The 14,887-nt window shown below is 41.4% G+C and carries 17 protein-coding genes; 2 read left to right on the forward strand and 15 right to left on the reverse strand.

Going from position 1 to position 14,887, the window contains the following annotated elements; genetic code table 11:
• Nucleotides 1–109: 109 nt before the first annotated feature.
• From ACJROX_RS22345 to ACJROX_RS22355, 3 genes are read right to left on the reverse strand one after another with little or no spacing between them, the layout of a single operon-like run.
• Nucleotides 110–847 (reverse strand): ABC transporter ATP-binding protein, encoded by a 738-nt coding sequence (locus ACJROX_RS22345; protein WP_408007406.1) that lies wholly within the window; start codon nt 845–847, stop codon nt 110–112.
• Nucleotides 847–1,665, reverse strand: a complete 819-nt coding sequence (locus tag ACJROX_RS22350) for an ABC transporter permease (RefSeq protein WP_408007407.1) — start codon at nt 1,663–1,665, stop codon at nt 847–849. The genes ACJROX_RS22345 and ACJROX_RS22350 overlap by 1 nt, the downstream gene beginning before the upstream one ends.
• Before the next feature lie 18 nt (nt 1,666–1,683).
• Nucleotides 1,684–2,694 (reverse strand): ABC transporter substrate-binding protein, encoded by a 1,011-nt coding sequence (locus ACJROX_RS22355; RefSeq protein ID WP_408007408.1) that lies wholly within the window; start codon nt 2,692–2,694, stop codon nt 1,684–1,686.
• A gap of 184 nt (nt 2,695–2,878) precedes the next feature.
• Here ACJROX_RS22355 and ACJROX_RS22360 point away from each other — a divergent pair, with 184 nt between their 5' ends.
• On the forward strand, nt 2,879–3,031 hold the full coding sequence (locus ACJROX_RS22360; protein WP_408007409.1) for a hypothetical protein: 153 nt from the start codon (nt 2,879–2,881) through the stop codon (nt 3,029–3,031).
• 29 nt (nt 3,032–3,060) lie between these two features.
• Here the strand turns inward: ACJROX_RS22360 and ACJROX_RS22365 are convergent, their stop codons facing one another.
• Nucleotides 3,061–3,930 (reverse strand): deoxyribonuclease IV, encoded by an 870-nt coding sequence (locus tag ACJROX_RS22365; protein WP_408007411.1) that lies wholly within the window; start codon nt 3,928–3,930, stop codon nt 3,061–3,063.
• Nucleotides 3,931–3,939: 9 nt separating this feature from the next.
• Nucleotides 3,940–4,569, reverse strand: a complete 630-nt coding sequence (locus tag ACJROX_RS22370) for a TVP38/TMEM64 family protein (RefSeq protein ID WP_408007412.1) — start codon at nt 4,567–4,569, stop codon at nt 3,940–3,942.
• A 105-nt stretch (nt 4,570–4,674) separates the two neighbouring features.
• On the opposite strand from ACJROX_RS22370, the gene ACJROX_RS22375 reads away from it, so the two are divergent.
• Entirely contained in the window at nt 4,675–4,914 is a 240-nt protein-coding gene (locus ACJROX_RS22375; RefSeq protein ID WP_408007413.1) for a hypothetical protein, read from the forward strand.
• 77 nt (nt 4,915–4,991) lie between these two features.
• Here ACJROX_RS22375 and ACJROX_RS22380 read toward each other — a convergent pair whose 3' ends face one another.
• The 10 genes from ACJROX_RS22380 to ACJROX_RS22425 form a co-directional block, all read right to left on the reverse strand.
• The gene (locus ACJROX_RS22380) at nt 4,992–5,189 is read right to left on the reverse strand and encodes a hypothetical protein (RefSeq protein ID WP_408007414.1); all 198 of its coding nucleotides are present in this window, start codon (nt 5,187–5,189) and stop codon (nt 4,992–4,994) included.
• A gap of 98 nt (nt 5,190–5,287) precedes the next feature.
• The gene (locus ACJROX_RS22385) at nt 5,288–5,875 is read right to left on the reverse strand and encodes a class I SAM-dependent methyltransferase (protein ID WP_408007415.1); all 588 of its coding nucleotides are present in this window, start codon (nt 5,873–5,875) and stop codon (nt 5,288–5,290) included.
• Nucleotides 5,876–5,881: 6 nt separating this feature from the next.
• Complete coding sequence (locus tag ACJROX_RS22390; RefSeq protein ID WP_408007416.1) at nt 5,882–6,334, reverse strand: MarR family winged helix-turn-helix transcriptional regulator; 453 nt, start codon at nt 6,332–6,334, stop codon at nt 5,882–5,884.
• 216 nt (nt 6,335–6,550) lie between these two features.
• Nucleotides 6,551–7,858 (reverse strand): lysine N(6)-hydroxylase/L-ornithine N(5)-oxygenase family protein, encoded by a 1,308-nt coding sequence (locus ACJROX_RS22395; protein ID WP_408007417.1) that lies wholly within the window; start codon nt 7,856–7,858, stop codon nt 6,551–6,553.
• Between the two features lie 176 nt (nt 7,859–8,034).
• Nucleotides 8,035–9,396, reverse strand: coding sequence for an aspartate aminotransferase family protein (locus tag ACJROX_RS22400; RefSeq protein WP_408007418.1), 1,362 nt, complete (start codon nt 9,394–9,396; stop codon nt 8,035–8,037).
• A 16-nt stretch (nt 9,397–9,412) separates the two neighbouring features.
• Nucleotides 9,413–10,879, reverse strand: a complete 1,467-nt coding sequence (locus ACJROX_RS22405) for a CoA-acylating methylmalonate-semialdehyde dehydrogenase (RefSeq protein WP_408007419.1) — start codon at nt 10,877–10,879, stop codon at nt 9,413–9,415.
• 118 nt (nt 10,880–10,997) lie between these two features.
• Nucleotides 10,998–12,620, reverse strand: a complete 1,623-nt coding sequence (locus ACJROX_RS22410; protein WP_408007421.1) for a PucR family transcriptional regulator — start codon at nt 12,618–12,620, stop codon at nt 10,998–11,000.
• A gap of 64 nt (nt 12,621–12,684) precedes the next feature.
• A complete protein-coding gene (locus ACJROX_RS22415) occupies nt 12,685–12,921 on the reverse strand; it encodes a hypothetical protein (protein WP_408007422.1) in 237 nt (78 codons plus the stop codon).
• A 217-nt stretch (nt 12,922–13,138) separates the two neighbouring features.
• Nucleotides 13,139–13,351 carry a hypothetical protein gene (locus ACJROX_RS22420; RefSeq protein ID WP_408007423.1) on the reverse strand — a complete coding sequence of 71 codons (213 nt, stop codon included), beginning with the start codon at nt 13,349–13,351 and terminating at the stop codon, nt 13,139–13,141.
• 46 nt (nt 13,352–13,397) lie between these two features.
• Entirely contained in the window at nt 13,398–14,858 is a 1,461-nt protein-coding gene (locus ACJROX_RS22425; RefSeq protein WP_408007424.1) for an NCS1 family transporter, read from the reverse strand.
• Nucleotides 14,859–14,887: the final 29 nt, after the last annotated feature.

Genomic DNA, 14,887 nt, shown 5'->3' on the forward strand with positions numbered 1-14,887 from the left:
AGTTCGTAAACTTTTCTACTACGCCGGTTAGCTACATCGCTGAAAAGTTATACTTTCTTAACGTGTTAAAAAAGTGCAGCCTATCAACAGCTACACTCTTTCTAATTATTTACGCTCTAATATCCAAACTATCCATTATTTCTTGCCGAAATTTCACAAAATGTGCACTATTACGGTCTCGAGGACGCGGCATGTCATTCTGGATTTCCTTTACAACTTTTCCGGGTCTTGAACTCAGTACGAAAACTCTATCTGCTAAATACAAAGCTTCATCAATATCATGGGTGATCAGCACCATTGTTTGGTTAGAACCTTGCCATAATCTGATCAACTCATTTTGCATGGTCAGCCTGGTGATGGCATCTAATGCACCGTATGGTTCATCCAGTAAAAGAACTTCAGGATCCAAGACAAGCGCTCTTGCGATTGAAGCCCGTTGTTTCATCCCGCCGGAGAGTTGATGGGGGTAATACGTCTTGAAGTTCTCCAAGCCCACTTTCTCAAGTACTTTATGGATTCGTCCGCGACGTTCTTTTTTGGAAACGTTGGCCAGTTCTAAACCAAGCCCGACATTATCTTCGATTGTTCGCCAGGGATATAGGGCATGTTCTTGAAAAATCATGACCCGGTTCGAATTAGGCTCTTTAATTGAAGTCCCATTTGCTGATACTTCCCCTGTTGTAGGTTGTTCAAGACCAGCCAACATCCGGAGGGCTGTACTTTTCCCACAACCTGATGGACCGACGATCGCAGCAAACTCTCCTTTTTCAACGTCTAAGCTAAGATCCTCAAGAACTGTCAAGTTTCCATATGTTTTATTCACATTCCTCAACTGTAAGGTTTTCATTATTTCTCATCCCCGCCTGCATAACGCCATTTCAGCAATTTGCGCTTGATTCCATTCAATACGACATGATCCAGGATGATGGCGATTGTTCCGATCGTGACGATACTAGCCAGCACACCTTCCATATCCGCAATCTCACCTGCATAACTGATCGACCAACCGAGTCCGGCTGAAGCTCCGCCAACCATTTCCGCAGCAATCAATGACCGCCATGCATTACCAAATGCTACCTGTGCACCGGTAACGAAAGCCGGTAAAGTTTCCGGTGCATATACTTTTGTAATCAATTGCCGGTTTTTCGCACCCATCACCCTTGCAAGTTCAAGATGTGTCTGGTTCACTCCTTCGGTAGCATTTAAAACAGAAAGAGCCATCGGGAAGAAACTCGCGATTGTGATCACAAAAATGATCGGCAGGTCTCCAAACCCGATCAATACGACGAAAAATGGGACCCATGTAATCGGCGGAATCGATTGTAAAATCGAAATGACACTTTTCAAATAAACAGAGAATGTCTTTGAGACACCTCCCAATAAACCAAGAATCGCCCCTAACAGGCATGCAACCGGATATCCCCATGCCAGCCTATATAAACTGCTCTGTAATCCTTTTATAAAATCAGGATTTGAAAAGTTCCCGATGAATCTTTGCAAACCTTTGATCACATCCGGCATTAAAAATTCCGGTAAAATCCAGGCAGCTATTTGCCAGATCAACAACAAGCTGCCGACTGCCGCAAGATAGGGCAGCGTATTTCCAAATGGCTGTAGAGGGATGGTTGGTTTTCCTTTGTTCTTCACACTAAGGCCAGATTTCACAGCAACTCCCCCTGCATGTTACTTATTTTTCTTTTGCCAGGACAAGTCAATGATCTCATCTACATTAAACTTACTGTCCATGACGCGTTGTTCCACCATCAGATCGGAAACCTCTTGAATTTGTTTAACATTTTCAGGCGTCAGCTCCCAGTTGAATGTCTGGGCTTCAATCGCTTCTTCTATGACATCAACAGCAGAGACTTCTCCTTCAGCCGATTGGAATGTTTCCCCTTCAGCAAATCGTTTATAAATATACTCAGCTGATTTTCCCGGGTCATTTTCAAGCATTTCAATCGCTTCTTTTTGAGCGTCCAGCACTTTGTAAATGCTTTCCTGATCATCCTCCATTATTTCCCCAGAGGTGATGACGACCATGCATGGGAACGGCCATACTTCTCCGATTTCATAGATTTCTTCTACATCTCCCTGTAACCTTGCAATACGATCATAAGGTTCAAAAAGGAAAGCAGCGTCCACTTTTCCAGATTGTAACGATTGGACTGCAACTGCAGGGGAGACATAGTTCATGTTTACATCACTTCGCTTCAAGCCCGCCTCTTTAAAGGTGACACCATTCAAGACAATATCAGCTGTGCTTCCTTGCTTTTGAGATGCCAGGCTTTTCCCATTTAAATCTTCGACTGATTTGATTCCACTGTTTTTACGGGCCAGGATACTGTGATACCCCATTTGCGCGCCGCCGACAATTTTAAGGTCTGCCCCTTTTGCCGCCCAGGACACAGCATTCGTTGCCCCTAAAACCCCGGCATCCAGTTCACCATTGACTATTCCCTTGATCAAGTCTGTCCCACTTCCAAATAGCTTTAATTCTACATCCAGACCATGTTTTTCATATAAACCAGCATCCTCTGCCAACATAGCGGGTGCATCGTCCATGACATTGACATAACCAATCGTTAATTTTCCAGAGCTGCCATCACCGCTGCTTGGTTTGCTGTTCCCGCAAGCTGCAACAGTCAGTAATAGGAAACCTACTGTAAAGCCTGTAAACACCTTTTTTATGTTCACCTTTATTCCTCCCCCATTTAATCCCGAGTAAGTAGATAGGGATATTATATGTTTAAGAAGAGTTGAAGTCAACGATTATGCAAAAATAAAAAAGCTCAATAATCTTCGACAAAACTATTGCGCCTTTTAAACAAATTTCATGTTTCTTCTTGATGTGGGTAAGATAAATTGTGAGGTGATAACTATGAGTCGGGAAAATCGAGTAATGTGGTTTGGTTCCATTTTTGGGGCATTGATCTTCTTTTTATTCAGTGCGATTGGGATCAACCAATTTTATAATAATATTGATACGAAAAAAGACAAGGAAGAAGACTCCAGGGATAATGCCAAAAGATAAACGATTGTATCATGGGAAGAGTAAAACACTTACTTTCCCATTTTTTGTTTTAACATTTTAATTTCTTCTTCATGAGAAATCCCGTAATCCGATGGTGTTTCCAAAATGAACGGTACATCTGACAAATGAGAAGTCTTGATCAATTGTTTGATATACTTTTCTTCTATATGACCTCCTTTAAAAATATTCGCGTGGCGATCTTTTCCCGAACTTAAAGGATATTTGGAATTGTTCAAATGAATCACTTCGATATGTTGTATATATCCCAGTTCACTTCCCTTTTCCCAAAGTTCGTCATTGTTTTCACCGCTCCACAGACCGCATGAAAATGCATGGCAAGTGTCGAAGCAAAACCCGATCTTCTCAGAATACTTGGCAAGATTTTTGACTTGTGCAAGTTCTTCTAACGTCGTGCCCATTGCACCTGGTTTTCCTGCATTATTTTCAAGGAGAATTTTACAATCTCCCTCCCACTGTTCAAGAATATTGTTCAACATTTCAATCATCAATTGATAACTAGCCAGAGGGTCAGACTGGCTGATCCGGCTGCCAAAATGTACGACAACACCTACTGATCCACATGCATCAGCGATTTCCAGGTCATTTAATATCGATTCGATGATAAGTTCTTTCTTTTCAGCTGGAGGTGTCAAGCTTGTTGGATAAGGTGTATGGGCAACGGAAATAAGATCATGTTCACGACAAAAATCCTTACATCGTTTAGCGTCTTCCCGATTAAAATCTTTAATAGACAAACTTCTAGGATTTTTAGGGAAATATTGATAAGCTTGACCGCCGATTTTTAAAGCCTGTTTTGCAGCGCCGGTGTACCCTTCCCTAATACTTACATGACAGCCGAATTTCATAACGTTCCTTTGCTCCTTTATAGGATTTGTCAATGTAGATTTTTAAACAAACCTTCTCTTAGTTTTGTTCCTTAACCAAATTCGATAAACAAAGAAAACGATAAGAAGGAAAAGGACATAAACAATTACTCCAGCCAAAAGATTTTGTAAAGATGAAAAAATCTGATCTCCACCGTAAGCAAAAATGAACATAGGCGGTATCTTCCCTAATGCAGAAGCTAAAAGATAGGTCAAAAAAGAAATCTTGGTAAAACCTGAATAGATATTGACGACTGGTGGAGGAATGACAGGTACCAGCCGTGCAAAAAGAATAGCGATAAAGGCATTTTTTTCGATCATTGAATTAAATTTATTGATGCCCTGAAAACGTTGAATGTATTTTTTAAAGAAGTCAGAAAAGAGGTAACGTGCTGCTAAGAAGTAAATGACTGAAGCCGATACTCCTCCCCACCAATTGATGATAAGGCCTATCATAATTCCATATTTCGCACCCATAATACCTGCAAACAATGTGAACGGTACCACTGGAAAAGTGGCGATGAAAGTAGAAAGGACAAACATGACAGGCAAATGGGATGGATCACTTTCATGAATCCATTCCAATAATATCTCTTTATTAAAAAATACAATCGTCACCATTATGAGATAAACAAGGATCAACCATTTTTTCATAACTTGAGCTCCATTACTGTTTTTATCTAGTGACCTTTCCTTATCGAAATTCAGGAATAGTTTACCCGAAGGTCAGTCATCATAAGTAGCAAGGAGATGATGGACATGCCAAGGAATACCCAAGATCACCGAAAATTAACTTCCCATCCTGACGGCGAAAAAGAAAGCATCATTAATGATTCCACTGCAACGAAAGGTGGACAAATGGGGATCTATGTAGATCAACAAAATGAGTTGGACAATCGAAACCCCAATCCCTTTCACCTTTCACAGTCTCAACCTAATGAGAACATGAAAAATTTTGAAAAATTGATGCGAGGCAATAAAGCCGATACTTCAAAATGAGAGTTGTTCATAACCCTCAAAGTTACAAAATGGATCGTCCTCCATATAAGAAAGGGCGATCCAATACTGCTATTTGATTAAGAATTATTGAATGTCTGGGAAATTTCCTTTTCGGCAAAATATTCATTGGAGGATTCAAATTCTTTATGTTCATCAACAGAATCACCATGAAATCTTTCTTCGGGGTCTAACGGCCGATTAGATTCCAGACCTGATCGGATACTGATCGTGTCGATGCCATTTTCCAGGGATTTCTTTTTAGGCTCTTGTTTCATTTTCTTCACCTCAATCCTAGCTTGTGTATAACTGTTTTTTTAATTCTCAAATACAGGTTAAGATTTAGGAAAGATAGTTGTTTATTTTTTATAAGCCTTTATACAGACGGCAGATATTGGCTTGAATTTTTTACTTCAAAGGAAACCTCACTAAAACCTATCTTCTCTAATAATACTGTCAACTCTTCAGCATCGATCGCATCCTTTTCTGTAGCTCCTTTAAACATGGGCTGATAAGTTGTTGCGATGACCCCTCCTGGCTTTAAGTGGGAAAATAACTTCTCAAACTCTGTAACTCTGTCTTCCCAAAACATTACTGAGTTGACGGAATAGATTTTATGGAAGTAATCCTTAGGGATTTCTAAACTTTCAACTGTGCCAACTTTCAATTCCACTTTTCCACTTTCGATAAATGGACGATTTCTCCGGCTTGCTTGCTCTTTCATAGTTGTAGAGATATCGATGCCGATTACCTTACCGCTTTGAATGTTGTTGGCACATTTGTAAATCCCGATTCCTGGACCAAAACCGATTTCAAGCACATGATCATCCGGCTCAATATTCAGCTTTGATAAGGTCCAATCATTTCTTGATCCTGTTGTTAAAGCGAGTATATGGCCAGTCACTTTCCCCCAAAAACCTCTCGGATGTCGAAATTGCATTGAAAAATCTTCAAGGAATCCCATAAACGTTTACTCCTTTACTTTTTCTAATTTTTGACGGATTTCTTTCAAAGATTCAGCTAGCTCTAACAGATGCGCTTCATCAAACTCTCCCCTGAAATCATTTAATAAATGGTATCCTTCACCCCTGATTTGCTCCATTTGTGCCTTCCCCTCATCGGTAAGCTGAATAAAGAAGGAACGCTTATGCGCTGAATTTTCCAACCTCTCTACCTGCCTTTTATTCGTCAATCCGGTAACTACTTTTTGGACATATTGTCTGGAAAATGGAGACCGTTCAACTAATTGTGGAATAGTCAATCGTCCGTCGGACAAACAAAGTAAAATCCCCAACTCATTGGTTGTTAGCTGCTTTCCGGTATTTGTATTTTCAATAATTGACCTAAAACAATGGTACATAGCCACTGTTTCCTGGATCAGGACTTCAAATGCTTTCTTTTGCATATCTTCTTTTGAATCCATAAGTAAAGTCTCCCCTTCTTTTTTCACTTATATCTTATTAAATTGTCAATAAAGTAGTCAAATAGAGGATTAACCTGGAATTACTTTATATAAAGCTCTTTTATTTTTCATTGCCGAGATGGCTTTAGAAAATTTCCTGCAAAAGTCAACATAACTATTTATCAAAATAAAAAAAGCACCAAACCTATGTCTTGGACAAAAGAATGGTGCCTTTTCTTATTTTTTTTCGAGCTTGTCGACATCAAAGTTCTGGAAGACATGCTTCTCATACATCGGGAATACTTCTTTCCCTGTCAGATGATTGATGATGACTTTATTCCGATGGACTGCGAGGCCCAAATTCGTTGATCCGACTCCATGGGAATGGGAGATACCGCTATGGACATATATTTGATTAGGAATATTGACACGTAGACGATAATCCGCTTCTACTTTATATCTCCCTTGATCATCCCAGGAAATGTAAGGTTTCAAACCATTTATGAAGTCTGGTACATTAGGGCGATACCCGGTTCCGATAATGACTACCTCACTCTCAAGCTTGAAATCCTTCCCTTGCTGCCACTGATGACATTGCAGCTCATATTTCCCGTCTTTTTCTTGAATATCTTTCACCTCTGTCATAGCCTGTAAACCGACCTTCATCTTCCTGCGGGATACGGTATTTTCATAAAGCAAATTATAAATATCGGTAACCGTATGAGAGCTGATTCCCTTGTACAAGAGATCTTGAGTCCCGAAGATTTCATCTTTCTTTTCTTGAGGAAAGTCGTAGAAATAATTCACGTAATCAGGAGAAAATTGCTCTACACTCAATTTTGATTCTTCCATTGTTAAAAAGCTTTGTGATCGTGTAATCCAATTCAAACGATATTCATGCTCCATATGGTCTTTCAATAACTCCCTGAAAACCTCTGCTGCACTTTGTCCTGAACCGATCACCGTAATGGAATTCGCTTCTCTACACCGGTCTTGTCGACTAAGATACTCAGCCGTATGGAAAACATCCTCCCCAGGAAATCCGCGGAACGTTTTAGGTATCGCAGGAACCCCGCCAGTTCCAAGAACAAGATTTTTACTTTTGTAGATTAAGGTCTCTTCTGTATGTACATCAAATACAGTAACAAAATATAGTTCTTCAGCTTCATTGAATTCTAATTCGACGACCCTTTTTCCGAATCGGCAACTTTCCAATTCATTCGCAACCCATTGACAATAATCATTATATTCCCTTCTCGGAATGTCCAACCGTTGTAAAAAGTAGAATGGGTATAAGCGATTCTCTTTTGATAGATAATTCAGAAAGCTGTATCTGCTCGTCGGATCGGCCAGTGTAACCAGATCTGCCATAAACGGAACTTGAAGTCTTGTCCCGACAATCAACATTCCAGGATGCCAATCAAACTGCGGCTTTTGATCAAAAAACAGTGCATCGATCTCAGTGCGATCTTCTATCAACGCTGCAAGACTTAAATCAAAAGGCCCTATCCCTACTCCTAATAAATCATATACATGATCATTCATGATATTACCACCTCTATTTAAAATCTTGTTCTATTATACGGGAAAAAGAAAAAGAATACACTAATGATCCTATTGGTGTTCTATAAAATTAAAATGCTCAATACACTTCTATTCTAAACAAAAAAGCCTGACCTTAAAGGGTACCCTTTAAGGTCAGGTCTTTGGCTGGCTTAACATTATTTTGTGATTTTATTCAACGCATTCGTCAGTGTCTCGACGATGAAGTCCAAGTCGCTTTCTTCAAGGCTCAAAGGTGGTGACAAGCTCAACACGTTGTTGTAGCCTGCTACTGTCACGCCATTTTTGCCGATAAGCAGTTTATCCTTTTTACAAGTTGCCATCACGTCATTCAACTTATTGGTATCAAGAGGTTTTTTCGTTTCCTTATCTTCCACAAGCTCAATACCGATCAAAAGGCCTTTCCCTCTTACGTCACCGACGAACGGATGATTTTGAAGTCGAGTCTGCAATTCATTTTTCAGACGATCGCCTAATTCCTGCGAGCGATCGAAGAGCTTTTCATTTTCCATGATTTCAAGGTTCTTCAATGCGACAGCACAAGAGGCAGGATTTCCACCAAAGGTATTGACATGACGGAAGAAATCATATTCCTCACTACCTTTGAAAGCTTCATATATCTCTTTTTTGACAGCTGTTGCAGAAAGAGGCAAATATGCAGATGTGATACCTTTGGCCATCGTAATGATGTCAGGTTGCACATCATAATTCTGGAATCCGAACGGTTTCCCGGTTCTGCCAAACCCACAGATTACTTCGTCAACGATCATCAAGGCACCGTGCTTTTCACAAATTTCTTTGACGGCTTTCATATATCCATCCGGCGGCATGAGAATTCCGCCTCCAGTGATGATCGGCTCCATGATCATCGCTGCGATTGTTTCGCTCAACTCCCAAGTCATCGTTCGATCGATTTCCTGAACACACGCCATTTCATGCGCATTTTCAAGATCCGCATCTGGCATCCGGTACGTATCTGGAGGGGTTACGTGGAGGAAGCCCTGGGCTAACGGTTCGTATCTGTATTTCCGTTGTGCTTGGCCTGTGGCAGATAGGGAGCCCATTGTATTCCCATGATATGCTCTGTACCGGGATACGATTTTATGTCGATTATGGTCACCTTTTTGCTGGTGGTATTGCCTTGCTATTTTAAAGGCGGTTTCATTTGCTTCCGAACCACTGTTGGAAAAGAAAATCACATAATCGCCACCGAGCATTTCATTAAGCTTCTCAGCAAGTTTGATTGCAGGGGCATGGCTATGTGTCAAAGGAAAGTAAGCCATTTCCTTCAACTGTTCATAAGCAGCATCCGCAAGTTCTGTCCTCCCATAGCCGACATTTACGCACCATAATCCAGCCATGGCATCCAAATACTTTTCTCCGTTTATATCGGTGACCCATGCTCCTTTTGAACTTGAGACGACCATCGTTGCATTCGGATTATAAGGCTTCATCGAATGCCATACGTATTGATCATCTTTTTTCAGGATATCTTGTGATTGATCAACTTGATGGACCATTATTCTTCCCCCCTTTTTAGTAGTCAAACCGTGAAGTGATCATCTTTTTCCGTGTATAAAAGTTGATTCCGTCTTTTCCATTTACATGAAGATCCCCATAGAAGGAATCCTTCCATCCAGAGAACGGGAAGAAGGCCATTGTGGCTGGAACACCTACATTGATACCGAGCATTCCTGCATCTGCTTCTTCTCTGAATTGACGGACTGCCTGAGCGTTTTTCGTATACAGCGTCGCTCCATTTCCATATCGGGATCTTCTGATATATTGAAGTGCTTCGTCTAAATCTTCCGCTCGAAACAAACTCAGCACAGGTGCAAAGATCTCATCTTTAGCTATTGTCATTTCAGGGGTTACATGGTCAAAGATCGTCGCTCCCAAGAAGTTCCCGCCTTCCATATCTGACATTTCACGTCTGCCATCACGAATCAGATCTGCACCTTCTTCAATCCCTTTTTCAATATAACCGAGTACTTTTTCGCGATGAGCCTCTCGTATCACTGGGGTTAAAAGGACCTCTTCATCCAAGCCGTTACCGATTGTCAGCTCATCTGCTTTTTTCCGGAGCGCTTCCACAAACTGATCATTATCACCGATGACAACGACTGCACTACATGCCATACAACGTTGGCCAGCGCTACCGAACGTGGAACTGATGACGTTTTGTACTGCTTTTTCCATATCCGCATCCTGCATTACGACATGGTGGTTTTTCGCTCCCGACAATGCTTGGACACGCTTACCGTTTTGGGCAGCTTTTTCATACACATATTTTGCTACAGGCTGAGAACCAACGAACGAGATCGCTTTGACATCCTGGTGCTCAAGCAGACCATTTACGACATCATGAGCACCATGTACAATATTGAAAACGCCCTCAGGTAGTCCTGCTTCAGTCAATAGTTCAGCTAACCGGTTCGCTAAAATCGGTGTACGTTCCGATGGCTTCAGTACAAACGTATTCCCGCACACGATCGCCAGCGGGAACATCCATAACGGGACCATCATCGGGAAGTTGAACGGGGTAATTCCTCCGACAACACCTAATGGATAGCGGAACATTTCTGAATCGATATCTTCCGCAATGTTCGAGAGCGTTTCACCCATCAAATGAGTAGGAGCCCCTGCTGCAAATTCTATACATTCTATTCCGCGCTGGATTTCGCCATATGCTTCTTTAAATGCTTTACCATTCTCTTGAACAACTAATTTAGCAAGTTCTTCATGATTCTCTGTTACAAGATGATGAAATTTGTACATGACACGTGCACGTTTTGGAACGGGTACATTTTTCCACGTTTGAAAAGCGGTGTGGGCAGCCTCAACCGCCTTTTCCAAATCTTCTTTCGTTGAAATCGGTACACGTGCGAGCACTTCATTAGTAGCGGGGTTAGGTACCTCCAAGTCTTCCGTGCTGTTCGAGGCAATCCATTGTCCATTGATATAATTCTTCAGTAATTTCGTATCACTCTTTGTTACTGTCATCTAGAAAGCGCCTCCTTAATATTAGTTGCTCCCCTCATATTATCTATGATTCTATATGGTGTTACATTAGACAGAATGTCAAAAAATCCTCCCTTTCCATCCCTTACATTTATATGATTTACGTTAAAACATGCTTGTCCGATTTTACGTTTTGCATGTTGTCTTGAGTATTCAAGTAGTTATGGGCGAAAAGCATGAACTCGATCGCCATACGTTTTTCAGAATTGGACATGAAATCTTCTCCTAACAGCTTCACTAATTTTTCAAGGCGGTAATATAGTGTCTGGCGCACGATGAATAACTGTTCTGCCGTTTCTTTTTTAGAACCGTTGCAGGCTAAATAAGTCTTCAAGGTGTGCAATAATTTACCGTTGAATTGTTCGTCATACTCAATGACAGGGCTCAAGTATTCCTTGATCATGTTCTGGAACTCTTTTTGTGACTTGACAAGGCTGATTACCCGGTACATATGTAAGTCTTCATAAAATCTGCAAAATAGATCTGTCGGAATGTTCTTTTGTAACTTTAGGGTCTCCACGGCTGTTTCATAGCTTCGACCGATATCACTTAACGTTTCGATATATTGCCCAACAGCTATACTTTTAATCTTACAGGCATGTTTTTTCAGGAATTCTGTATGAACTACCCTTTCCATTCCTTTCTTCAACCGTTGCTTCCAAGAACTCATCCCGCGTTTATTAAGTAAAATATAGACGGTGTCCCCATGCCTTTCTGTCGTAATCAAATGAAATCCTTGTTGTTCAAAAATAGCCCGGATGAACAAATTCAGGTAAGTGATGTCTGAGCTTGAGGTGGTTTGCGGCAGCTTACAAATCGCTACAGTCCCTCCAAGAACATTCATCTTCCCTTCATAATAGATAAGATTGTCTGATGTTTCTTGTTCATTGTGTTTTCCATCCAGCCAGTTATTGATCCACTCATTCTTCTCTGTCCGACGCCTTTCTTCAACATACATTTCCCGTAAAAAAAGCTGGGCAAGCAAAGTAGCCGTCCGATCAAGGATCAGCAGATCGAATTCATTGATTTCACGTTCTTTGGATACAATGAAAATTTCACCATATTCCTGCTCCATAAGCGGTACAGGCTTGTGGCTCATAAACGGGGAATCACCTGCCTGATCAAGGTATGAAAGAAGGTCATCCCTTTTTTCATCACTCAATTCAGGCACGTAAATATCCTCAGAATTCGATGTTTTCATCAACACCTGTAATCCAGTATATTCGTTCATCAATTTCAGCATTTCTTCACTGTTTTCTATAGCCAATAATTTTTGGTTCAATTTTTGTGAATATTCCTCAAGATCCTGGATCATTTGATAATGTTGATTAATCAGTTGAACATGGATGTCCTGGGTAATATTGACGAATTGGACCTCTTCTAAAAAAAGGATGATCGGGAAACAATAGTGGTCGGCCAGCTTAATGACCTCATCCGGAATAGAATCCGTATAGGTCCCGATTTCAATACAAAGACCAGCCGCTCCACAATCAATCAATTGCTCAAGGAAATCAACAAGCAAAGCATGATTATCTTTCCAGACGACACCCGTCGATAGAATGAGTTCATTGCCGTTCAACAGCTTCCTGATATTCGGAACTTCTACGACATGGACCCACTTCACTTGCCGAGTCAATCCTTCAGCCCCAGCAATCACTTCTGTTTTCTCAAAGTGCTTCCTGCTCAAAATATCTTTTACAGCTAAACTCGAATGATGTTGCAAGTTTGGACACTCCGATCTATGAACATCGTTAACTCAGTGGCAATTCAAACCTTGACCCAGTACCTTATGATCTCTTCATCGGCAAGTACTTCTCCAATATCCGAAGCATATTCTGGTATGATTCTTGTTCATCAAAGTCATCTGAACGCCAATTCCTGAATACCCAGACTGCCAATTCTTGAGGCGTGTTGAAGAATTCGCCGCTAGAATCGGCTTTTCTGAGCATATAACGTCCGTTGTCCTCATCAATCGTCACTTCACATGGAAACATGCTCTCTTTACACTTCAGTGAAAATTCCATCGAAGATCTCCTTTCTTTTTTAACTCTGTTATTGTTAATAGTTGATTTCTGCAGGATTCATTCCTTTTCCGCGGGGGATCCGCAAGCCTCCTTAGTCGTTCCTCGCTACGGGGTATCGCCTGGTTCGCTTTTCCTGCAGTGTCGCGAATTTCGCTTAAAGAAAATTTTCTATAATAACTCAACGTGACAATTCAACAGAGCCTCTTTGTTAAAAGGATCAAACGTTTTGACGTTGCTGTAAAATAAGGTTGGAAAAATACTTTCTTGCATCAGCTGTCTTGATATGGAGTGTTTCAGTTTCGGTACCAGGCTTTTCAAACTTCAGTAAAGCCCCACTCAAATTCTCTTGCACATCTTTGATGAAATACCCTTTTTCAAACATTCGGTGGATTTGTTCGCGTTCTAAAAGGTACTCCTGGTAATCAGACATATAGAATCTCCTCCATTCCCTTCCGTTTTCGGGAATATCCATAAGATCATTTAGCGTCCCTAAATTCAACATCTGCATATTCATCCTCAAGGTTCCAATCCCTGCCGACTGTAATACCAAGAAACTTCTCATCACTTGGATCTTCGATTTCGGCCTGCGTGTACTTCTGAAAGTACCAGTACTTACAGAGTAAATAGTAACATGCTGCACCTAACACAAAACCGATTAAGAATGAATAACTCGGAAAGAAATAAGAAACGACAGCGCCAACAATCCAAGAGATGAATCCTGCTACGTTCACACCGCCAGCATACTTGAATTGTCCATCTCCTTTATACAGGTCATAAACATTTACACGCCGTTTCCTCAATAAATAGTAATCAGCAAATAGAATACCTACGATAGCTGAAAGAATGCCCCCTACGATGAGCAATACTGGGATGATGATCCCGAACAAGCTCCACGGTTGGACGATTGTACCAACGACCCCAGCAGCAAAGACCCCAGCCCAAAACGGGAATTTAGGTCCCCCGACATTGGAGAAGATCGTTGCAGCAGGAACGATATTCGCTGAAATATTCGTCGACCATTGTGCAAGGACGATCATGAGTAAAAGGATACCTAGTACAACCCCGGTGGCTGTTTCCTGGAGGGCAAGAACCGGATCATAGTTTTGAACTGCGATATAAGCGACTGCCCCGATAATGATCATAAAGGTCTGTGTCAGGGGTAATGCGATCAGACTGCCGACAATGGCGCCTTTATTTCGTTTGAACCAGTTTCGTTCGAACTTCGGAGCTTTAATGAATCTTGAAATGGAAGGAATATCTGCAGAAAGTGTTGCCCAGAAGCCCATGTTACTGAAGATGACGACTAAGAATGCAGTAAACGCTGCCCCACCAGTCACTGGGTTTTCAGTCCATGTCCATACATTACGACCTTCGGCGGCTGCTGTACCGGATAGCTCAAGGTACATCCAGATTGAAATGAGGATGATCGTCGGCGCTGCCATATCGGCAAACCGTTCGACCGCTTTGATCCCTAAAGCCGTGTTCAACAACTGTACGAAAGCGAAAATAAAGAAACAAACGAGCCAGCTGTCGAATCCCCATAACATATTCAATATACCGTTCATTGCTGTTGCTCCGAAATAGGTGTTGATTCCAAACCACATTGATGCAGCTACTCCACGTACAATGGAAGGGATATGTGTTCCAATCGTTCCGAATGGAGCTCGCATATAGACTGGAAACGAGACCCCGTGTTCAATCCCGATATCTGCAATCAACGAAATGAAAAGGCCGATTGCAACAGAACCGATGATCGTTGCCAATACGACGAGAGGTAAAGGCAGCGACATGACCCCTGCTCCACCAATTGCAAATGTCGCGAGTACAACAACCATACCAACCCACATGAAGGAAAAACCCAGTGTTGTAATCTTTCTCCCTTCCTGACTGATCGGCAGCAGGTCAGGAGACTTCAAATAATTTTTCTGTTTTTTCATTACAATCACTCCTCATACCCTGTAAAATG

Origin of the sequence: Pseudalkalibacillus sp. A8 (assembly GCF_045920555.1) — a bacterium.
GTDB lineage: Bacteria > Bacillota > Bacilli > Bacillales > Fictibacillaceae > Pseudalkalibacillus.

Bases quoted from the DNA above. Each gene is read 5' to 3' on its own strand.
- ACJROX_RS22345 (WP_408007406.1), bottom strand. From the start codon at position 847: ATGAAAACCTTACAGTTGAGGAATGTGAATAAAACATATGGAAACTTG.
- ACJROX_RS22360 (WP_408007409.1), top strand. From the start codon at position 2,879: ATGAGTCGGGAAAATCGAGTAATGTGGTTTGGTTCCATTTTTGGGGCA.
- ACJROX_RS22370 (WP_408007412.1), bottom strand. From the start codon at position 4,569: ATGAAAAAATGGTTGATCCTTGTTTATCTCATAATGGTGACGATTGTA.
- ACJROX_RS22375 (WP_408007413.1), top strand. From the start codon at position 4,675: ATGCCAAGGAATACCCAAGATCACCGAAAATTAACTTCCCATCCTGAC.
- ACJROX_RS22380 (WP_408007414.1), bottom strand. From the start codon at position 5,189: ATGAAACAAGAGCCTAAAAAGAAATCCCTGGAAAATGGCATCGACACG.
- ACJROX_RS22385 (WP_408007415.1), bottom strand. From the start codon at position 5,875: ATGGGATTCCTTGAAGATTTTTCAATGCAATTTCGACATCCGAGAGGT.
- ACJROX_RS22390 (WP_408007416.1), bottom strand. From the start codon at position 6,334: ATGGATTCAAAAGAAGATATGCAAAAGAAAGCATTTGAAGTCCTGATC.
- ACJROX_RS22395 (WP_408007417.1), bottom strand. From the start codon at position 7,858: ATGAATGATCATGTATATGATTTATTAGGAGTAGGGATAGGGCCTTTT.
- ACJROX_RS22400 (WP_408007418.1), bottom strand. From the start codon at position 9,396: ATGGTCCATCAAGTTGATCAATCACAAGATATCCTGAAAAAAGATGAT.
- ACJROX_RS22405 (WP_408007419.1), bottom strand. From the start codon at position 10,879: ATGACAGTAACAAAGAGTGATACGAAATTACTGAAGAATTATATCAAT.
- ACJROX_RS22415 (WP_408007422.1), bottom strand. From the start codon at position 12,921: ATGGAATTTTCACTGAAGTGTAAAGAGAGCATGTTTCCATGTGAAGTG.
- ACJROX_RS22420 (WP_408007423.1), bottom strand. From the start codon at position 13,351: ATGTCTGATTACCAGGAGTACCTTTTAGAACGCGAACAAATCCACCGA.
- ACJROX_RS22425 (WP_408007424.1), bottom strand. From the start codon at position 14,858: ATGAAAAAACAGAAAAATTATTTGAAGTCTCCTGACCTGCTGCCGATC.